Below are 20731 nucleotides of genomic sequence, written 5' to 3'. Positions count from 1 at the left end.
TACTTTACTTAGTTTCCTTGTCTCTGTTTGTGTTTTGGGTTCTCACAGATTACCATGATGCGCCCCTTGCGTCGGATTACGCGACACTTGTCACAGATTGGTTTTACAGATGGTCTTACTTTCATTTTAATAGTCCTCCTATTTTCTTCTGAATGTAATACGCCCACGTGTTAAATCATACGGTGAAATTTCAACGGTTACACGATCACCTGGTAAAATGCGAATGTGATGCATACGGATTTTACCAGAAACGTGAGCTAAGATTTCGTGCCCGTTTTCCAATTTAACTTTAAAAGCTGCATTGGGTAATGTGTCTTGTACGATACCATCAAGTTCGATCATATCCTGTTTTGCCATGGATTTCAAATTACCTCCCTTATTAAGAATGAAATGATACAGGCATAAAAAGCCATTTATCATTTTACCAAACAAATCGCATTTTTAAAAGTAAAAAGTAACTTTTCATTCCAAGATACAAAAAAAGCCTTTAAAAGGCTTTATTTTTTTAATGGAGCAGGTGATGAGAATCGAACTCACGTAGTCAGCTTGGAAGGCTGAAGTTCTACCATTGAACTACACCTGCATAAGTGGTGACCCCTGGGCGATTCGAACGCCCGACCCTTTGATTAAAAGTCAAATGCTCTACCATCTGAGCTAAGGGGTCAAAAAAATGGTGCCGACTATAGGAATTGAACCCACAACCTACTGATTACAAGTCAGTTGCTCTACCAATTGAGCTAAGTCGGCAAATAATGGTGGAGGCTAACGGGCTCGAACCGCTGACCCTCTGCTTGTAAGGCAGATGCTCTCCCAACTGAGCTAAGCCTCCTCGAACGGTACCTCATAAATATACCAGTAATTTTTAATTTGGTCAATACCTTTTTGTCATTTTTTTGATTTTTTTTAAATTTTATCGAAAATCAATCTAACCTTTCAAAATAAAATGCCCATTTTCCTCAATCAATAATTTTAATTTCCAAAATAAACTAAATTCTTGATTATGTTCTAGTGTTTTTAACTGACTATATGATAAAATAAATATAAGAAGTTCATTTTAATTTAGAAAGGTGGTATTTTATGAGAACTTATCATGCAAACGAAATCGGTAATGTTGCCGTATTAGGACATTCTGGTTGTGGAAAAACCACTATTGTCGAAGCGATGGCTTATCGAAGCGGTTTGATTAATCGAACTGGAAACATCAATGAAGGAAATACGTTAAGTGACTACAGCGATGAAGAAATCAATCGTAAATCATCAGTCAACTTATCTGTAATTCCAGTTGAATGGAATAATTGTAAAATCAATTTAATTGATGTTCCTGGGACATTTGATTTTGTCGGTGAATGTGAAGCAGCCTTAAGTGTTTGTGAATCAGCTTTGATCATTGATCCAGCTACAGCTGGAATTAGCGCTGGTACTAAACAAGCAATGTATAAAGCTAAAGACAAAGCCAAAATAATATATATCAACGGTTTAGATAACCCTAATAGCGATTATCCAACAAAACTACAGCAGTTAAAAGACACATATGGTAAAGTTATTGCCCCTATCCAAGTCCCAATCATGGAAGACAATAAGATGATTGGTTATGTCAATGTTGCTAAGATGGAAGGTAGACTTTTTGATGGCGATCATACTTATAAAGCTGATATTCCTGAAGAATTAATGGATGAAGTTATGCCAATTAAAGAAATGATCGATGAAGCCGTAGCTAATACTAGTGATGAACTGCTAGAAAAATACATTAATGAAGAACCTTTTACTAAAGAAGAAATTTCTTTAGCTTTACGTCAAGGAGTTGTAAACAAAAATATCATTCCTGTACTTTGTGGTACTGATCAAATCGGAATTCAAATTATCTTAAATTCCATGGTTGCTTTCTTTAGCGCTGCTGGTGATATGAGCAACTCTATAATTGTTAATAATATTGATAAAAACGAAGAAGAAATTATTGGCTATGATGAAAGCTTACCTGCAAGTATTTTCATCTTCAAAACTGTAGCTGATCCATTTGTTGGTCGTACATCATTATTTAAAGTAGTAACTGGTACTGTTTATAGTGGCAGTCAGCTATATAATGTTAAACAAAAAGAAGTGGAAAAAATTACTAAATTATATCAGCCTGTTGGTAAAGAATTAGTTCCTGTTGATTGCTTACATGCTGGTGATATTGGAGCATTAACTAAATTATCTTATTCAAAAACTAATGATACTTTATGTATTGCTGGATATCAAATAATTGTTCCTGAAATTAAGTTTTCTACTCCATATTATGGAAAAGCCCTGGTACCAGTAGGAAAAAGTAATGAAGAAAAGATAGCCAATGCTATCAGCAAATTATTGGAAGAAGATCTAACATTAAAATTCACATCAAATAGTGAAACTAAACAACAATGTATCTATGGTATTGGTGATATTCATCTTGATACCCTTTTAAACAAATTAAAAACAAAATTCAAAGTGGATGCAACTTTAGAAGATATCAAGATTCCATATCGTGAAACAATCAAAAAATCTGTTACCCAAAGAACTAGATACAAAAAACAATCTGGTGGTCATGGACAATTCGGTGAAGTTGAAATTACTTTTGAACCAACTCACAATTATGATGAATCATATGTTTTTGAAGAAAAAGTATTTGGTGGTGCTGTTCCTAAATCTTATTTCCCAGCAGTTGAAAAAGGCTTGATTGAAAGTGTTAAAAGCGGTGTCTTAGCTGGTTATCCGGTTTTAGGAATCAAAGCTACATTAGTTGATGGATCTTATCACACCGTCGATTCATCTGAAATGGCCTTTAAAACAGCCACTATGATGTGTTTTAAAGAAGCTATTCCTAAAGCTAGTCCTGCTTTATTAGAACCATACATGAAAATGAAAGTTATTGTTGATGAAGCCTATACTGGTGATATTATGAGTAATTTTAACACTAAGCGAGCACGAGTAATTGGAAGCGATGTTTTAGATGATGGATTGATTAAAATCGTTGCCGAAGCACCAATGCGTGAAGTAATGAATTATGCTGTTGATTTACGTTCTATTACTCAAGGACAAGGTGTTTTTGAAATGGAATTTTTAGATTATGAGTTTGCAAGTGATGCTGTCGTTCGTGAAGTTGTAAAATAAAACTTTTAATCGTAAATCAAAAATGCTATTATAGATAGCGAAATGGGGGTTAATTATGAATGTTTTAGTTACTGGTGGTGCTGGTTATATCGGCAGTCACATCTGTGTTGAATTATTAGAAGCTGGTTATGGAGTTATTGTAATTGATGATTTTTCCAACTCTAAACCAGAAGTATTAGATAATATTAAAGAAATTACCGGTAAAGCTGTTAAATTCTATGAATTTAATGTTTTAGATGAAGCAAAAACTGAAGCTGTCTTCAAAGAAAATGAAATTGATGCTATTATTCATTGTGCTGCTTTTAAAGCAGTTGGTGAATCTGTAGAAAAGCCAATTGAATATTATACTAATAATTTAATGACAACATTAATTATTAGTAAGATGATGAAAAAATATCATGTTAAACAAATCGTCTTTTCATCAAGCGCTACAGTTTACGGTGATCCAGAAGTAGTTCCAATTACTGAAGATTGTAAACTTGGTGATACTACTAATCCTTATGGTACTAGTAAAGCAATGATGGAAAGAATTCTAACTGATGTACAACATGCTTGTCCTTGGATGTCAGTTTCTTTATTAAGATATTTTAATCCTATTGGCGCACATGAATCAGGTTTATTAGGTGAAGATCCTAAAGGAATTCCTAATAATTTAATGCCATATATCATGAAAGTAGCAACTGGTGAGCTAGAATGCTTAGGTGTCTTTGGTAATGATTATGATACACCGGATGGTACTGGTGTTCGTGATTATATTCATGTCGTTGATTTAGCTAAAGGACATGTCAAAGCAATTGAACATTACAGCGAACCTGGGGTTCATATTTGTAACCTAGGAACTGGTACTGGATATAGTGTTTTAGACTTGGTTAAAACTTTTGAACGTGTTAATAACGTAAAAGTTAAATACGAAATCAAAGATCGGCGACCTGGTGATATTGCTACTTGTTACGCTGATCCATCAAGAGCTAAAAAAGAACTTGATTGGGTAGCTACTAAAGGAATTGAAGATATGTGTCGTGACACTTGGAATTATGCTTTAAAACATAAATAATCAATTTAGGGATATGTTTACATATCCCTTATTTATTTAATATTGTGTTTAGCCTATTTTTTTGATATTATATAATAGTATTTTATGGAGGCTTATCATGGATAAAATTAAAAAATTATGGAAAGAAATTAGTATCTTTGGGATAATATTGGTGGTTTTTATTGGACTAATTGTTTACCGTAAGATTGTTTATGTAGAATATACAACTATTTCTCAAGATAAACTAGTTGATAAAGTCGAAGCCGATGACAGTTTTGTCGTTGTTATTGGTAACGATGATGATACAACTACCCAATCATATCAAGCAACGATGACTCAATTTGTTGAAAACCATCGTGGTGAAAAATTGTATTACGTTGATGTATCTGATGATGATGATTATGCTAATTGGCTAGAAGAAGATTTGGGAATTACTAATTCGACCGTTCCTCAAACAATCGTTTATGAAGATGGCGAAGTTAAAACTAGTCGTACTGGTGCCATTACTTATTATCGTTTAACACAAATGTATGAATAATAAAAAGATTGTTGCAATTATTTTCATTGTAACAATCTTTTTTGCTTTACTTCATTAATTCTTTGATCTGTTTAGTAACCCGCTCTAAATCAAAATCACACAATAATGGCAAGATATTAACTAATTCATCAGGTTTTAAATCCCACCATTTAAACTGCAATAATAAATCAATTAACTCGTCATTAAACCGCTTTTTAATAAACTTAGCTGGATTACCACCTACAACACTATATGGCTCAACATCTTTAGTAACAATTGAATAAGCCGCAATAATTGCACCATCACCAATTTTCACTCCTGGCATAATGACACTCTCTCGTCCAATCCAGACATCATTGCCTATTACAATATCTCCTTTAAACGGTAATTGACTCATATGCTCTGGTGTATTTTCTTGCCAAAGACCACCAAAAACATTAAACGGGTAAGTTGTAATGCTATCAAGACGGTGATTGGCCGGACCCACGATAAATTTAGTTCCTGAAGCTATTTGACAGAATTTTCCAATAATCAGCTTATCACCAAATTCTGAATAATTAAATAAAACATTATTCTTTTCAAACTCAGTTGGTGCTATTTCATCATCATAGTAGGTATAATCACCAATGATGATATTTGGCGCTGTAATCACATTTTTAATAAAACATGAAGTTTTATATTCATTAGGAAAAATGGTATTTGGATCTGGTATTTTGTCCATTTTTGACCTCCTTGATCAAAGCCACAAATATTGCTAATTTTATTTTATATAAACCCGCTCAACTCTTTTAGAAATTAAACAAGTAATCTCATATGGGATTGTTTCCAAATCTTTAGCCATACTGGCCAATGAAATATGATCACCAAAAATTTCTACTTGATCACCAGCTTTAACTGTCTCGTCTACTTTTACCATCATTTGATCCATACATACGCGACCTACAATCTGGTAATAATTTCCATTAATATAAACTTTACGTCCTTGATTTTTACGAATCAGTCCATCAGCATAACCAATCGGAATTGTCGCAATATATTCATTTTCCTTGGCCTGATAGGTTAACCCATAGCCAACTCGCTCACCTTGATTAATTTGTTTAACCATTGATACCTTGGAAAATAAAGACATCACCTGTTTAAATTCGTCGGTTTCATTACCAGCTGGATCAATTCCATACATAACGATTCCAATTCTTCCCAAATTAGAACCAGTATCATGATGATAAGTCATTGCAGCACTATTACAACAATGAACATATTTAAATTGATAGCCATCAATCATTTGATAAAATAATTCTCGTTGTTGATTAAAAGCCACATCATCACCATCAGCAGTTGCATAATGAGTGAAAATACCATCTAATATAAATTTATTACGATCGACAGTATTCATTAATTCCTCTAATTCTTGTCTAGAAGTTAGCCCAATTCGATGCATACCAGTATCTAATTTAATATGAACTTTTAAAGGCTTGTCATCAATTAATGAAGTTAGATGATGCAAATATTCTAACGAAATCATCGTCAAAGATATATCATATTTAATCGCTAAATCAATTTCTTCTTTTGTTGTTGGAACCGCCCCTAAAACTAAGATCCCTTTTTCAATTCCCAGCTCTCTTAATTCAATTGCTTCATATAAAGTAGCCACGGCAAACATTTCAATATAATCAATATCCTTAATATAACTAGCTACTTCTTGATATCCATGACCATAAGCATCAGCTTTAATAACCGCCATTAATGGTCGCTTAAATTTTTTATATGTCGTTTCAATATTTTCCTTTAGATTTCTCAAATTAATTTGTGCATATGTATCACGATACAAACTCATTTATATTTCCTCCGCCCATTAAATCTAAATAATATTTGAACTACCATTATCGGTTTCCTGTTTCATCGACCTCGTATCCCTACTATCTCCCCAGGCGTTTATTCGGGCAGTTGTTACCCTATTTAATAAAAGCAATTATAAAGTAAAAATAACTATTAGCCACTACAATAATTATCAGACTATCAGTTGCTTTTTATGCTTCTATGGCGATAAGTATATCACAAAAATTCATTTTTGGCGACTATATTCCCATAACCTAAAACCAACTTTATTCTTTTATATGTATTAGAGGCCTAGGCCCCTATTTCAAACTGGAAGTTTGCATACTAGTAATTACACTAACCATTTCATCTTTATTAAGATCATTAGAGTAGATAGTACATAAAACCCCAGATTTCATCATCATTAACTGTCCCTCATTATAAAAAGCAACTCCATCAACTAAATCAATTGGCTCCCCTTCAATCGTTTCAACTACTATTTCATCATTTGCTTCAATTGGAGTTTCAATTACTGTAAAATTCTTTTCTCCCGTGAATTTCAAAATATGATTGGTCATCCCTTCAATCGTTGAAACTTGTTCACTATCTAATGTACTACCCATCAAAGCTATTGGATACAATGGTAATTCACTGCTGGCACTTGAATATTCAGTTGCTGATGATTCAAGCACTGATTTTTCATTAAAATCATCGGCTTCTAAACTAGTATCAACTTTAAATTCAGTAAATTCAGCAGTTATTATTTCGCTATCTTCACTATCCAATACGGTCACTTGCTGTGGTGCTAAATCTTTATTAAAAATCATCTCCTGTTTAACGATTCGACTATCATTAGGATAAGTAACATCTGCCAAGACCTGATATCCATCTTTGATTTTTTCTACCTCACCATTTTCTAATAATTCAAGTAATGATTGATAAATATATGGCTTGGGTGAATTATTAGGCCACTCGCTTTGGAATTTAAATATTTGATTCAATGTCGGGGTCAAAACAAAGACACCATCAGCATTTTTAATAATTATTTGTGATTGATTTAAAGACTTATCATATAATTCTACTTTATAAAATTCTTGATTATCACTATTTAAATAACTGACGTTGACTAGATAACTTTTAAGTTCATCGTTTTCAACCATTTCCATATTACAAGAAAGAGTATATTGATCATATGCTTTAACCTTTTCAATTGTTTTATCAAGCGAACTATCTTTAAATTTAAAGAAGATCAATGTTGCCACTAGAACTACTACAATCACACCAATGCCAATATAAATTTTTTTCAAATTCACACCTCCACTAATAAAATATGTAAAAATTGCAATAATATGTATAAAGATCTTTTTAGTGGATAGAATTTAATAAGGAGGATGTAGATAATGAATATATTACAAAAAATTTCGTTAATATTGACAATTATAGGTGCTATCAACTGGGGGTTAATTGGTTTATTTAATTTTAATCTCGTTGATACTATTTTTGGTGTTGATAGCTTTTTATCAATGCTGATCTATATTTTGGTTGGTATTGCCGGAATCATTAATATCATGCTTTTATTTACTGATTTAGATACTAAATAAAAAGAGGAGCATATTTACTCCTCAAACACAAATGGAGTCATTTCTCCATTTTTTTTATTAATTCTAATTCGATTTTTGACCATCTTTAACATTGGAATATCATGCAAAGAATCCGAATAAGCATAAGAGTTGTCATAATCAATTTCATAGCCATTTTTAGTAATAATAGCATTTAAACGATTAACTTTTTCTTGATCTTTACAATTCTTACCAATCATCATACTAGTATACTTACCATCAATAATTTTAGTCTTCGTTCCTAAAATTTCATCAACTGGTAAATCACAATATCGTAAATACCCCTCAATTGATGCTGAGCAAATATAAACTAAATAACCAGCTTCCTTTTTAGCTTTTAATTCAGCCACGACATTAGGATAATATTTAGGAACAATACATGTTTGATAAAATTCCTTTAACTCTGTTTCCGTTAATTTGTCCATTGGAAAAAGCCAGGCACTTTTGGCTTTTTGAAAAGGAACCATTTTCAATAAATACAAACCAAATAAAATAACAACTTTTAATAACCGCCATGATGATAAGGGATGTTTTTTTAAATAGTATTTCAACAATGCCTGTCCAGAATCACCATGAATGATCGTATCATCAAAATCAAAAAAAGCAAATTTCTGTTTCATCAAGCGATCTCCAAAGCTATTTCCATCATGGCTGTAAAAGTCTGTTCTCTTTCCTTAGCCGTAGTTTCTTCATTACTTACCGCAGAATCCGAAACAGTTAATAAAGTTAAAGCTTGTTTATTAAAATAAGCAGCAGTGGCAAATAAAGCATATGATTCCATTTCCACTCCTAAACAACCCATTTTAGCCCATTTAGCACTACTATCTTTATCAGCATGATAAAAGATATCAGAAGAAATAACATTCCCGACAAAAGCCTTTATCTCTCTTTTTCGAGCTTCATTTACTGCCTGTTCCAATAATTCAAAACTAGAAATAGCACTATATGTACCCGGTAATTCATATTGATGAGCAAAATTAGAATCGGTACAAGCTCCTTGAACAATAATTATATCTCTTAATTTTATTTCTTCTTTTAAAGAGCCACAAGAACCAATACGAATGATCTTTTCAACTCCATATTGGCTAAATAACTCATGACAATAAATGCCAATTGAAGGCATTCCCATTCCCGAACCCATAATAGAAACTTCTTTACCATGGTAAGTTCCAGTATACCCTAGCATATTTCTAACAGTATTAAATTCTTTAACATCTTCTAAATAAGTCTGGGCTAAAAATTTAGCGCGCAAAGGATCTCCGGGCATTAAAACCGTTTTTGCGATTTCACCAGGATTAGCCTGATTATGTGGTGTTGCCATCTTTTTTCCTCCTTATCTATGGTTGCACTTTACCATCATTAAAATAATAATATGTTTCATTTTCACCAGGTTCTGTCAAATCTTCACCAGTAACCGCAGCAATTAGGTTATCAACATATTTATCAACATCACTGACTCCTAATTGAGCATAATAACCATCTAACACCAAAAATGGTCCAAACCCATAATCATCCTGATCAAAATCAATAATGTTATTTACAATAGCATCATATGCAGCTTTAACTTCATTAATCGTTTCACGATTATCCATATCATATTCAATAATTTGCATATGATTGCCAAATTCTTCTTCAACTTTAGGTAATCCATTTTCAGTAAAATGCTCACAATTAGGGCATCCTTCTAAATAAAAATAATACAAAGTATAAGTTTCACTGTACTCATGTTTTTCTTCTTTACAGCCAATTAAACAAAAGCCAAGAACAAAAACCAGTAATAATTTTATTAACTTTTTCATATCACACCTCATAGTCATTATACCCTAATCACTATTAGATGTAAAAGCCTAAATTAAAAGCGATATAGTCATTCTATATCGCTTTAATTATTAATTAATGTTGTCTTCTTTTTCTTAAAGACAGATACAAAGCCATGGCTGCTGCCATTGTTGCTGCTGGTAAAATAATTTCTACATCATCACCAGTTTTACTAGTTGTAGTAGTACTACTATTACCTGTAACTAAATCAGCAACTTTAACTGTTTCCAGATCATCAATAGCTGCTTGCAAATCTTTGATAGCTGCCTGAATCATAGCATCACTAGCATCCTCATTAGCTAAAACAGCCTTTGCTTCTTGTAATGCTCGATCAAAGTTTTGCCAAGATTTTTCAGTATAACGATCTTTTTGTAATAAACCAGCTTTATCAACTAATTCTTTTAATGCTTCTTTATTAGCTTTTAGCTCTAAATTCTGATAAGCCGTTAATAATTGACCATAAGCTTCATTAATATCATCTTGACTAGCTTTTTCATTTACTAAAACAGCTTGAGCATTTTCTAATTGACTCATTAGTTCTTGCCAAGATTTTTCAGTATAACTATCTTGATTTAAACCACTTACTGTATCAACTAATGTTTGTAATGAAGATTTATCAACGATTAACTGCAATCCATCAAATGCTGCCAATAATTGATCATAAGCATTTTCAATAGCTACAGTTTGCGCATTTTCATCAGCTAAAACATCATTAGCTTTTTGTAATGCTTCTTTAAAGATCTGATAACTTGCTTCACTATAGTTTTCACCAGTTAATTGTGATAAATCGGCAACTAAAGCTTGTAAAGCGGTTTTATCACCTTTGATTTGATCAAGTCCGGTTAAAGCTTTATTTAATCTAGCTGTTGCCAGATCGACTTGATCTTGGCTGGCTTCTTGATTAGCTAAAACATCTTTTGCTTCTTGTAATGCGGCTTTAAATTCCATTACTGCACTTGGAATCACATTTTCAAGTTGTTGATCAGTAATAGTTGTCGCATAATCTACCACTTCAACTAAAGCAGATTTATCTATCGTTGTTTCATCAATACTTAAACATGTAAGTTCAAAATTACGATAATTGAAACCATCTAAATCATCATAAATTCGGATAAATTGTTTTCCAGCATTTAAGTGAATTTCAACTGTATCACTGTCTTTCCATGAAGACCAGCCACCAGTATTTTTAAGTACAATTTCACCTAAAGTATTTGTTTGATTATTATCAACATTCATAATAACCGCTTTAGTATCACCACCACAGTCATGACTGTAATTAACTTTAACAGCATATGTTCCGGATTTTTGAACATCTAAATAATAATCTTGATAAGCTCCAGCTGCTCCAAAACCAACATTTTTAACATCATTTCCTTCTAAAGCCCATCCGATATCTTTAGAACCATCGACAACAGAATCTACAGTAATCGTTGTTTTATCACCAACAACACCACTGACTTGATTAGCTGTAGTAAGTTTTTCAATCTTTAGATCTGTCAATTCAAAACCAGCGTTATTAACTTCAAATCTTAAGGTTTGATCACCAGCTTTTAAGTTCAACATTTGAACATATCCTTGGCTATTTCCCCAGAATTTTCCAAAAGAAACACTGCCAATATTATCGGTTGCTAATCCTAAACCACCACTTAATTTTAAAGCATTATTAACAGCTTCACTATCTTTAACTCGATAACTGATTAGATAATTTCCTTCAGTTTGAATTCCTAAATAGAAATCAACATAATCACCTTTATTACCATTGACTAAAGTACCCTTTTTACGATAAGCATCAGTTTCTGACAATGATACTACGCTATCACCAATGACAATTGCTTCTGGCATTGCATCGGTTTTGATTAATTTTAGATTAGCTATTAAATCTTTAGTATCATCACTATAACCACTAGCTTTGACTGTAATGGAACCAGCAACATCTTCATAATTAGTAGCATTACGTTTAAAACTAATTGTTGCCTTACTAGCATCATCACTAACTAAAACATCACTAATAGTTAAATATTCAGCGATTTCATCACTTAACGCTAAATCAGCAACACTTAAATCTTGATTGAATTTACCACCATCAATAGTAATATCAAAGCTATCTTGATCAAATGCCACATCATCAATCTTACCTAATGATTCATCATCATTAACCGCTTCAATAACAACACTATCACTTAAGATATAATCATTATCAGCTATTTCTTTAGCATCAATTTCCACATCTACTCTCAAGTTTTGATCATAATCTACAGTTTCTTGTCCTTTTAAAGTAATAATAGCTTCATCATCACTCTTTCTGGTTACTGTATAATCAATACCAGCTGGTAAATTAGCTAATTTCCAGTTATCTTTTGATAAATCAGCAACAAACTTACCATCAGTCAACTTAACTGTAATTTCTTGACCATCTAAATCACCTTCTAATAACTGATCACTTGTAGCTTTGATATAAGCTCCACAAGTTAATGATTTCAAATTGAAACCACCGTTGTTTTTAGGGACGAATGCAATTTGATGACTTCCCTTAGTTAAATCAAGTTTAACTTTACCAATTTCATATTTACTAAAGTCACCTGTTGCCGCAAATGTAGCTTCGCCAACTTGTATATCATCAACATAAATATCAAAGTTAGCATTACCTTCATCTTTAGCATAATTTAATTTCATTTCAAATGATCCATCTTTTTGGACATTAACTGTATATTCTACTTTATCGTTATCATCAAAGAATCCAATATTTCCATCTTCAACAATAATATTTTCACCATAACTATATTCTAATGCATCGACATAGCCTGGAAGATTTAATTGATCACGAGCTTTAGTGATCGTTAAAGCACCAATATCAATATCACCACTAGAAAGCACTAAGCTCATTCTTTGTAAACCAGCTTCCAGTTTAACTTGAACTTTGACATTTCTAGTAGTACCCCAAGCTTCCCAATCTTTGCTCCATGTATCAAAACGTTTAGTAACTGTTTTTCCTATAACAGTATCACCATTTTTTAAGATAATTTCCTTGTTACCACTATTGCTTGTAACAGTTGCTTCATCAGTTGGTCCAATAGCATGAGGAATTGTTACATCATAGATACCGGCTTCTTTAACATTGATCAAATAATCAATTGAAGCTCCATCTTCAATATTACCAAATCCACTACCATCATCTTTAACAGTTACTCCATTAGTACTTACCGCACTACCTGGTGTTAAAGTTCCGGGAACTTCAGTACCCCCAACGACTGCATCAGCGCTATTCCAGATATATGTAGCTACATTACCAGCTGGTAAAACAGCATTGAACTGGGTTCCATTCATCATAACTTTGAATTTTTGATCTTTACCACTACAGTTAGTAACGATCATGACAATTTCACCAGTTTCTGGATTTTTAAATGCCACATTAGTTACCGATGAACTTGAACCATTATTAGTATCAATTCGTACAAATCCTGGACGAACATATTTAGTAAATTGTGACATGATATAAACTTCTGGTGTTGCCCAGTATCTTTGAGGATTATTGGCATCTTGAACAAATAATGTTGGATCAGGAGTACCAACCCAATGATGTGTAGCAATATTACTATCAAGCATTGTTACCCAGCTATTATAACTTTCAGAACCATTTCTTAACCAAGTAATAATATCATTAGCACCACTAGTTCCCCAAACAGATCTTTCTGTTAAGTTCATTGATAATTGATCTTTATATTTTTCATAGTAAGCTCCCATTGTCGAAGCATTACCACCATAAGGATGGAAAGCAATACCATCAATATTTAATTCATCTCCAGCTTCATCAAAGAAACTCTTCATGAATGAATCAGCACCATTAAAGTTGTGATCAAAAGCCCATAATTTTACATCTTTTTCTTCGTCAGTTAACACTTCACTTTTAGCTAATTCTTGTTTAACTGCTTTAGCAATCTTCGCTTCTTGAGCTCCGGTCATTGCACAACTTGGATAATCAATTTCCAGCATTGGCTCATTTTGCAAAGTCATTGCATAAATATTAATTCCTTGTTTTTTATATTCTTCAATATAACGAACATAATATTTAGCTAAATCATTAATATGATCATCATTTAATTGCCCACCTTTTAATAATAATTCATTATTTGCATATGAATTACTACTTGATGTTGGGATTTTCATCCATCCTGGTGGTGTCCATGATGAAGCAAAGAATTTCAAATCATCAGCTACACCAATTTCTTTGGCAATTTCCTGTAATTCGTTAATTACTTGAATCACACCATAATCAATATCTTTTTGAATACTGAATCCTTTACCAGTAGTGTTATACCAGTCTGGCTGACCATTTAATTCTTTACCAGTACCATCATAATATGTATAGAAATCTTGAGCGGTAAAATCAGAAGTACCAATTGTAATTCTAATCAACGTCATTCCCATACCATTTACCGGATCAATCAAACGTCTTAAGAACGCTTCACGATTTTCTTTATCCATTTTCAATAAATTATGAATTGTTGATTCTTCTAAAGAAGTACCCATTCCTAGTGCTGTTTGATACTGTTTTTGATCATTTACAACAATTGTTGTTTGCATAGAATCGTCAGCCGCTCTTAAATCTAGGGCATCTTTTGTAGCGTTTTTATTAGAAATCTCATATTCACCTTTATACCAAGACATATCTTGTGAGTTTTCTGATGAAGACATCGTTACTTGAATAGCATCTTCTTTTAATAAAGCTCCCGTTCCAACATTAGTTACTTCTTCTGGGACAACTGGTCCTACATAATCACCAGCTTTTTCAAATAAGAAATAATCGATATTGAAATCTTTAGCACGAGCAACAAATTTCAATTCATGAACTCCATCTTTTAAACTCACGTTGGCATTCATTACTTGTTCATTAAAGTTAGTCCATGAACCAGTAGTAACGATCTTAGTACTGTCTCTAGCAAGCACTAATTCATTATCTAAATATAATTCAAAAGCACCATCAATAGTATCACTATATTCTCTAGCGGCATTAACAGTTAGTTTATATGCTGCTTTTTCTGGTACATTGATCTTATAAGTTAAATAGCGACCATCTTGAAGATATCCAACTGAAGTACCATTGTTTTCTAACACGATACTTGCATGTTTATCTTTGAAAGCTTCTGCTTCTAATTTACCATTAGTGGCTTTTAAATCAACTGTTGCTGGATCATTTGGAACTGTTTGATCACCAGTTTTTTGATCTTTAGTTAATTTATAACCAACTGGATATAATACTGTGCTTTCATCACGATATTTATTTTCGATATCTTGAGGATACCATGTCCAAGTAATTGGGTTAGAACCAGTAAAGTCTTTATCACCAATTAAAACATCACTGACTCCAGCCCCTTCACTTCCAGGTAACCAGGCATTGACAATTCCTTTAACTTGACTGTCTCCAACATAATCAGCAATTGCAATTGGCCGTCCTGTTACTAATACTAAAATGATTGGTAAATCTGGATGCGCATTTTTGATATTATTAATTGTATTAATATCATTTGCCGGTAATTTCAATTCACCAGCGCTACGATCACCGCTGCTTTCAGCATATGGATCTTCACCAACTACCACAATTGCTGCATCAATATCTTGATTAGAATCGGTAAAGACTCCATTAGCACTATAATTAGCAATCCCACCTTTAGCTTCCATCGCCGCTTTGATGCCACTAAAAATCGTCGTTCCTTCGGTTGTATTACCGGTTGCTCCTTGCCAAGTAATTGTCCAACCACCACATTGTTTTCCAATATCATCACCAGCACTACCAGCTACCATGATATTATCCATTTCACCTAGTGCCTGCATAATCGTTTGCCCTTCGCTTACTTCATCATTTTTCAATAAGACTAAAGATTGACTAACAGCTTGTCGCGCTAAATTACGATGTTCCTCACCACCAAATAAAGCTTGTTCATCACTATTAGCAAAGGCCTTTGAATAATCATCTAAAAGACCTAATTTTTCTTTGACCGTTAAGACTCTAGTTACTGCATCATTTAAACGATCTTCAGAAATTAAATTTTCATTAACCGCTTCAACTAAAGCATTATAAAGATTTTTCCACCGTGGTGTATTACCATCAGCTTCAGCAACCATCAAAACATCAACTCCAGCATTGATGCAGGCAACCGCTTTATCTTTATAGCTTGATGCATTTTCAATTTGATCTAAACCATTATAATCACTAACAACAATACCATCAAAACCTAAATTTTCTTTCAATAATGTTGTTACAACATCTTTATTACCATGGCATTTTTTACCATTAATACTGTTATAAGTAATCATAATTGAATCAACACCTTGCTCAATTGCTTTTTTGTAAGGTGTTAAAACTTCTTTAACTAACGGATTAGACATATCAGCATTGATCAATGCCTGATAATCTTCATCAGATAATTCGATGTTTCCCTGATTAGTACCATTAGTTGCTAACCCTTCAGCTAAAAAATGTTTAGCTGAAGCAATGACATTACCGCCTTGTTCAATTCCACGAATATAAGCACTTCCCAGACTAGTTACGCGGTCAACATCATCACCAAATGTTTCATAAGTACGTCCCCAGCGTTCATTATGAGGAATACCTAAAGTTGGGGTAAATACCCAGTTAGCCCCCATAGCTTGCACTTCACTAGTAGTAGCCACACCAATATCTTCAACTAAAGTAGCATCATTGGCAGCTGCTAAACCAATATTGTGCGGATATATAGTTGCTCCATAAAGGTTATTGTTACCATGAACGGCATCAATTCCATATAATAAGGGAACCCCACCACTATCAATCACAGCTTTTTGGTAGCTATTTAAAGAATCAGCCCAATTTTCTAAAGTATTGCCAGTGCTAGGAGCCGCACCACCACCACTTAAAATTGAACCTATCTTATACTCAGCAACTTCTTCAGGAGTAATCCAGCGGGTATCTGCCTGAATCATTTGGGCCACTTTTTCAGTCTTGGTCATGTTTTCTAACATTGACTGAACCCGACTGGAAGTTGCCGATACGTTTTTGACACTAATAGTTGAGGAAATGACTACCAGTGCCATCAAGATGACTTTCAATGTCCTTTTCATTTTATCCCTCCAATTTATTGGTATAAATAAATTATATACCTATCTATAAAATATGTAAAGCGCTTTCTTTATTATTGGCTTGTTTTAATTAAAATACCGACCTATTCTTTCAAGCATTTTTATTTAGATGCTTAAAGAGATATGATATAGTATAAAAATATATATTATTATTTTTGTTTTATAATCATATTGAATAAAAATAATATTTATAATATAATAATTATAGAAAGGATGATACTTATGGAATTTGAATGGTCAACTAACGATATCGCAAAAAAAACTATAACAATTTATAGTACCAATATCACCCTAAATAAAGCCGCTTGTCGTCATTTTGAAGATGTCGATTACGTTTTATTAGGAATTGATCGAAAAAATAAAGTTTTAGGTATTAAGCCCGTTGGAAAAAAAGAATTAAACGAGCATATTTACCCTGAAGATCAATTACATCGAATCTCAATTGGAAAAAGTTATGGCAGGATTTCCAACAAAAATTTTATTAGTGAACTAGCTACAGAATACAACTTTGATTTAGAAAACAACAAATGTGTTAAATTTGGTGCTAAATTTGATGTTGTTCATCAAATTCTATTAGTCAATCTCTAAAAGGAGGGGGATTTTATGATACCTATCTGGTTAGCAATTACAATAATCGCCTCGATAGTTGAAATCATTACAGCTGATCTAGTTAGCGTATGGTTTGCAGCTGGTGGAATCGTAGCGCTTATTGCTTGTCTACTAAGCGCCAGTCAAACTATCCAAATTGTCCTATTTGTCCTGGTTACTTTAGTAACTATTATTGTTGTTAGACCAACTGCCAAAAAATACTTACGGACTAACATCGAAAAAACTAATGTTGATCGAGTAATCGGGAAACATGGACTGGTAACTAAGACGATTACCGCCGACAACAAAGGAGAAGTACAAGTAATGTCTACTTCTTGGGCTGCAACTAGTCTGGATAATACGGTAATTAATAAAGGTGAGTATTGTGAAATTATGGCTATTGAAGGAGCCCACCTGGTTGTTAGAAAATTAGAAGAATAGAGCAAGGGAGATAATTATGGATAATTTATTTGTATATGTATTATGGGGAATTTTCACAATTCTGGTTATCATTATTATTGCAACAACAATTAGAATCGTACCACAATCTAAAGCTTATGTTGTTGAAAGAATTGGTGCTTATAACCGTACTTGTAATGTTGGTTTGCACATTTTAATTCCATTTTTTGATCGCGTGGTTAATAAAGTTTCACTTAAAGAGCATGTTGTAGATTTCGCACCACAACCAGTTATCACTAAAGACAACGTTACTATGCAAATTGATACTGTTGTTTACTATCAGATCACTGATCCTAAGTTATTTACTTATGGTGTTGATCGTCCTATTAATGCAATTGAAAATTTAACTGCAACTACATTAAGAAATATCATCGGTGATTTAGAATTAGATGAAACACTGACATCAAGAGACATCATCAATTCGAGAATGCGCAGTATTCTAGATGATGCAACTGATCCATGGGGAATCAAAGTTCATCGTGTTGAAGTTAAAAACATCATTCCACCACGAGATATTCAAGAAGCAATGGAAAAACAAATGCGGGCAGAACGTGAAAGACGTGAAGCTATCTTACAAGCCGAAGGTAAAAAGACTGCAGCCATCTTAAATGCCGAAGGTGATAAAGAAGCAATGATCTTAAGAGCTACTGCGGATAAAGAAGCAAAAATTGCTATTGCTGAAGGTGAAGCTGAAGCTTTACGATTAGTATATGAAGCTCAAGCAAAAGGGATTCGTTATATCAATGATGCAAAACCTGAAAATGCTTATGTAACTTTACAAGGATTTAAAGCATTAGAAGAATTAGCTAAAGGAAATGCCACTAAGATTATTATTCCTAGCGAAATTCAAGGATTGGCTGGTTTAGCTAGCTCATTAAAAGAACTTGTAGTTGATGACAAAACTGAAAACCAAGAATAGAAAATAACTGTCGTGAAAATTCACGGCAGTTATCTTTTTATTTTACTGTAATAATAACTCTTTGATAATGTTTTAACTGATAAGCCCCATCGTCTTGAACCTCAACGATCATATGAATTGTATCACCACTTTTAGCATCTTCAGGAACTGTAAATGTCATCTTAGCTGCATTAGCATTAGTAATTTTAATTGTATCCGTTTTTTCATCGACACCTAATTGACGAGTAATATCAATTTGCATTCCACCTAGATCTTGAACCGCCTCTTCAGTGGTGATTTTACTATCTTGATAAGTATCAGCTTCAAAATAACGCCACCAGCGATATGTTAAGTTATCATCGTCTTGATCTTGACCAACTGCTGTTAAAGTTACTTCTTCACCAGCACTAGCTTCAATATCAATTCCTTCTTCAACGCTAACACTAGGAGCATGATTTACAGCTGATTCATCAGCAGTTAAACACCAATCTACTCTTGCAGCAAAATCGTTTTGAAGATCAGTAAACCAGCGACTTAAACTATATTGCGCTTCATATTCGTTAGAATAAGGATTAAAATCTAAGACTGAATTAATACCGTCTTCACCAAAACGACCTCCCCAGCCACCATAGCTTGGATTTTCTAAACTACGTAGCCCTGTATCAATCAAATATAAAAATGATGGTGAGTCTCCTTCAGAAATAAAATCGTATTGTTGATAGTTAGGATTATTAGCTAAATAATCTTGAGTTCCACGAAGTTCTTCGTAGTTTTCACCCTCGATAATTTTACCATCACCCATCAGCGCATAATTTTCCATTAACGGTCCTTTATCTTTTACAAGGTTTTCATAGCACCAGCTGGCTTTTAATGTTTCATTTAATTCATCACTATGCATTTGCCAGGCATAAGCAAAATGCCAAAAATTACTACGATCATTGATTACTTCAATATCTGGCCAGTTTTTAGCAATATAATCATTATAACTAGCATCTTGATCTAAAATAATATAAAGAACTAGCTTATCATTGATTTTTTGTTGAATTTCTTCCCATTCATCACTATTAGAATATTCTTCTTCAATTGATTTTAAAGCTCGAGCGGTCGTATTAGTTCCACCCCAAGTTTGAACGTATAATGTCCTTTCGTCATCATCTAAAAATAAATCTTTTAAAAACTGTGAACCTTCAGTTACTTCATCCATTTCACCTTGGTTAGTAATATTTCCAATTTTAGTAACTGATCTTAAATAATCTGGTTCAGGATATTCATCATCATGAGCTTTTAAGTTATCATATACTGCTTCATAATCATCTAAAAAATCAAAAATCCAGTCAGTACCCGTCCATCTAAATGGTTCAATACCTTTATCTGCATCACCAGCATAATGATACATAGAACTAGTTAGAACAATACCACTAATATCCATATCATTTGAATATAATAGCGCACGAATAACTGAGTTCATATCATCAACTTCACCATCGGTCGTAATTACTGTCCGGGCTTTTTCTTGTTTTGTTTGCTTCACAACTGTATTTTCACCTCCACCACTAGAAGAGCATCCAACTACTAGTGTTAGCAGGCATAAAATCAACCCAATTTTTTTCAATCCTTTTAATTTCATCTCTTTCTCCTTTTGTTTATTTTTGTTTATTTTTTAAACTTTTATAAACAAATAATAAACTATTTAAATTTGTTTGTAAACCCTTTCAATAAAAATATTTACAAAAAAAAGTAGTAAT

17 protein-coding genes and 4 tRNA genes are annotated in these 20731 nt (G+C 33.0%); 7 read left to right on the top strand and 14 right to left on the bottom strand.

Annotation, left to right across the window (positions count from 1 at the left end; genetic code table 11):
• Nucleotides 1-8 precede the first annotated feature (8 nt).
• The 6 genes from rpmJ to Q0K54_RS07550 form a co-directional block, all read right to left on the bottom strand.
• Nucleotides 9-125, bottom strand: coding sequence for a 50S ribosomal protein L36 (gene rpmJ, locus Q0K54_RS07575; protein WP_081683596.1), 117 nt, complete (start codon nt 123-125; stop codon nt 9-11).
• 13 nt (nt 126-138) lie between these two features.
• On the bottom strand, nt 139-357 hold the full coding sequence (gene infA, locus Q0K54_RS07570; protein ID WP_015536142.1) for a translation initiation factor IF-1: 219 nt from the start codon (nt 355-357) through the stop codon (nt 139-141).
• A gap of 152 nt (nt 358-509) precedes the next feature.
• Nucleotides 510-583, bottom strand: a tRNA-Gly gene (locus Q0K54_RS07565).
• A 5-nt stretch (nt 584-588) separates the two neighbouring features.
• Nucleotides 589-664: transfer RNA gene (locus Q0K54_RS07560), tRNA-Lys, on the bottom strand.
• A 7-nt stretch (nt 665-671) separates the two neighbouring features.
• Nucleotides 672-747, bottom strand: a tRNA-Thr gene (locus Q0K54_RS07555).
• 6 nt (nt 748-753) lie between these two features.
• A tRNA-Val gene (locus Q0K54_RS07550) sits at nt 754-829 on the bottom strand.
• 248 nt (nt 830-1077) lie between these two features.
• Here Q0K54_RS07550 and Q0K54_RS07545 point away from each other — a divergent pair.
• The 3 genes from Q0K54_RS07545 (at nt 1078) to Q0K54_RS07535 (ending at nt 4697) form a co-directional block, all read left to right on the top strand.
• Nucleotides 1078-3126, top strand: a complete 2049-nt coding sequence (locus Q0K54_RS07545; RefSeq protein ID WP_294579806.1) for a translation factor GTPase family protein — start codon at nt 1078-1080, stop codon at nt 3124-3126.
• Nucleotides 3127-3181: 55 nt separating this feature from the next.
• Nucleotides 3182-4180: a UDP-glucose 4-epimerase GalE gene (gene galE / locus Q0K54_RS07540; protein WP_294579803.1), complete on the top strand. Its 999-nt coding sequence runs from the start codon at nt 3182-3184 to the stop codon at nt 4178-4180.
• Nucleotides 4181-4277: 97 nt separating this feature from the next.
• Nucleotides 4278-4697, top strand: coding sequence for a hypothetical protein (locus tag Q0K54_RS07535; RefSeq protein WP_294579800.1), 420 nt, complete (start codon nt 4278-4280; stop codon nt 4695-4697).
• Nucleotides 4698-4743: 46 nt separating this feature from the next.
• Here the strand turns inward: Q0K54_RS07535 and Q0K54_RS07530 are convergent, their stop codons facing one another.
• The 3 genes from Q0K54_RS07530 to Q0K54_RS07520 form a co-directional block, all read right to left on the bottom strand.
• A complete protein-coding gene (locus Q0K54_RS07530) occupies nt 4744-5397 on the bottom strand; it encodes a CatB-related O-acetyltransferase (RefSeq protein WP_294579797.1) in 654 nt (217 codons plus the stop codon).
• 39 nt (nt 5398-5436) lie between these two features.
• Nucleotides 5437-6510, bottom strand: coding sequence for an alanine racemase (gene alr / locus Q0K54_RS07525; RefSeq protein WP_294579794.1), 1074 nt, complete (start codon nt 6508-6510; stop codon nt 5437-5439).
• 301 nt (nt 6511-6811) lie between these two features.
• Nucleotides 6812-7804: a hypothetical protein gene (locus Q0K54_RS07520; protein WP_294579791.1), complete on the bottom strand. Its 993-nt coding sequence runs from the start codon at nt 7802-7804 to the stop codon at nt 6812-6814.
• An 87-nt stretch (nt 7805-7891) separates the two neighbouring features.
• Here Q0K54_RS07520 and Q0K54_RS07515 point away from each other — a divergent pair, with 87 nt between their 5' ends.
• Entirely contained in the window at nt 7892-8092 is a 201-nt protein-coding gene (locus tag Q0K54_RS07515) for a DUF378 domain-containing protein (RefSeq protein ID WP_294579789.1), read from the top strand.
• Nucleotides 8093-8106: 14 nt separating this feature from the next.
• Here Q0K54_RS07515 and Q0K54_RS07510 read toward each other — a convergent pair whose 3' ends face one another.
• The 4 genes from Q0K54_RS07510 to Q0K54_RS07495 form a co-directional block, all read right to left on the bottom strand.
• A complete protein-coding gene (locus tag Q0K54_RS07510) occupies nt 8107-8730 on the bottom strand; it encodes an HAD family hydrolase (RefSeq protein WP_294579786.1) in 624 nt (207 codons plus the stop codon).
• Nucleotides 8730-9431 carry a purine-nucleoside phosphorylase gene (gene deoD / locus Q0K54_RS07505; RefSeq protein ID WP_294579783.1) on the bottom strand — a complete coding sequence of 234 codons (702 nt, stop codon included), beginning with the start codon at nt 9429-9431 and terminating at the stop codon, nt 8730-8732. Before deoD ends, Q0K54_RS07510 begins: the two co-directional genes overlap by 1 nt.
• 16 nt (nt 9432-9447) lie before the next feature.
• Nucleotides 9448-9909 (bottom strand): hypothetical protein, encoded by a 462-nt coding sequence (locus Q0K54_RS07500; RefSeq protein WP_294579780.1) that lies wholly within the window; start codon nt 9907-9909, stop codon nt 9448-9450.
• A 94-nt stretch (nt 9910-10003) separates the two neighbouring features.
• Complete coding sequence (locus Q0K54_RS07495; RefSeq protein ID WP_294579778.1) at nt 10004-17023, bottom strand: glycoside hydrolase family 3 N-terminal domain-containing protein; 7020 nt, start codon at nt 17021-17023, stop codon at nt 10004-10006.
• A gap of 240 nt (nt 17024-17263) precedes the next feature.
• Here Q0K54_RS07495 and Q0K54_RS07490 point away from each other — a divergent pair, with 240 nt between their 5' ends.
• Genes Q0K54_RS07490 through Q0K54_RS07480 form a run of 3 tightly spaced genes read left to right on the top strand, consistent with a single transcriptional unit; the run spans nt 17264 to nt 19007 of the window.
• On the top strand, nt 17264-17629 hold the full coding sequence (locus tag Q0K54_RS07490; RefSeq protein WP_294579775.1) for a hypothetical protein: 366 nt from the start codon (nt 17264-17266) through the stop codon (nt 17627-17629).
• Between the two features lie 15 nt (nt 17630-17644).
• A complete protein-coding gene (locus tag Q0K54_RS07485; protein WP_294579769.1) occupies nt 17645-18070 on the top strand; it encodes an NfeD family protein in 426 nt (141 codons plus the stop codon).
• A gap of 16 nt (nt 18071-18086) precedes the next feature.
• On the top strand, nt 18087-19007 hold the full coding sequence (locus Q0K54_RS07480; RefSeq protein WP_294579766.1) for an SPFH domain-containing protein: 921 nt from the start codon (nt 18087-18089) through the stop codon (nt 19005-19007).
• Between the two features lie 37 nt (nt 19008-19044).
• On the opposite strand, the gene Q0K54_RS07475 is transcribed toward Q0K54_RS07480, so the two are convergent.
• Entirely contained in the window at nt 19045-20613 is a 1569-nt protein-coding gene (locus Q0K54_RS07475) for a DUF1593 domain-containing protein (RefSeq protein WP_294579763.1), read from the bottom strand.
• Nucleotides 20614-20731: the final 118 nt, after the last annotated feature.

The sequence above is a fragment of the uncultured Thomasclavelia sp. genome, from assembly GCF_944324745.1.
GTDB lineage: Bacteria > Bacillota_I > Bacilli_A > Erysipelotrichales > Coprobacillaceae > Thomasclavelia.
Note: the sequence above shows the minus strand (reverse complement) of the source record. Positions and strands in the feature narration are given on the sequence as shown.

What these genes read in the sequence shown, in the direction of transcription:
- Q0K54_RS07480 (WP_294579766.1), top strand. Translation starts at nt 18,087, where the DNA reads ATGGATAATTTATTTGTATATGTATTATGGGGAATTTTCACAATTCTG.
- Q0K54_RS07485 (WP_294579769.1), top strand. Translation starts at nt 17,645, where the DNA reads ATGATACCTATCTGGTTAGCAATTACAATAATCGCCTCGATAGTTGAA.
- infA (WP_015536142.1), bottom strand. Translation starts at nt 357, where the DNA reads ATGGCAAAACAGGATATGATCGAACTTGATGGTATCGTACAAGACACA.
- Q0K54_RS07475 (WP_294579763.1), bottom strand. Translation starts at nt 20,613, where the DNA reads ATGAAATTAAAAGGATTGAAAAAAATTGGGTTGATTTTATGCCTGCTA.
- Q0K54_RS07510 (WP_294579786.1), bottom strand. Translation starts at nt 8,730, where the DNA reads ATGAAACAGAAATTTGCTTTTTTTGATTTTGATGATACGATCATTCAT.
- Q0K54_RS07500 (WP_294579780.1), bottom strand. Translation starts at nt 9,909, where the DNA reads ATGAAAAAGTTAATAAAATTATTACTGGTTTTTGTTCTTGGCTTTTGT.
- Q0K54_RS07535 (WP_294579800.1), top strand. Translation starts at nt 4,278, where the DNA reads ATGGATAAAATTAAAAAATTATGGAAAGAAATTAGTATCTTTGGGATA.
- Q0K54_RS07495 (WP_294579778.1), bottom strand. Translation starts at nt 17,023, where the DNA reads ATGAAAAGGACATTGAAAGTCATCTTGATGGCACTGGTAGTCATTTCC.
- Q0K54_RS07490 (WP_294579775.1), top strand. Translation starts at nt 17,264, where the DNA reads ATGGAATTTGAATGGTCAACTAACGATATCGCAAAAAAAACTATAACA.
- galE (WP_294579803.1), top strand. Translation starts at nt 3,182, where the DNA reads ATGAATGTTTTAGTTACTGGTGGTGCTGGTTATATCGGCAGTCACATC.
- Q0K54_RS07530 (WP_294579797.1), bottom strand. Translation starts at nt 5,397, where the DNA reads ATGGACAAAATACCAGATCCAAATACCATTTTTCCTAATGAATATAAA.
- Q0K54_RS07515 (WP_294579789.1), top strand. Translation starts at nt 7,892, where the DNA reads ATGAATATATTACAAAAAATTTCGTTAATATTGACAATTATAGGTGCT.
- Q0K54_RS07545 (WP_294579806.1), top strand. Translation starts at nt 1,078, where the DNA reads ATGAGAACTTATCATGCAAACGAAATCGGTAATGTTGCCGTATTAGGA.
- alr (WP_294579794.1), bottom strand. Translation starts at nt 6,510, where the DNA reads ATGAGTTTGTATCGTGATACATATGCACAAATTAATTTGAGAAATCTA.
- rpmJ (WP_081683596.1), bottom strand. Translation starts at nt 125, where the DNA reads ATGAAAGTAAGACCATCTGTAAAACCAATCTGTGACAAGTGTCGCGTA.
- deoD (WP_294579783.1), bottom strand. Translation starts at nt 9,431, where the DNA reads ATGGCAACACCACATAATCAGGCTAATCCTGGTGAAATCGCAAAAACG.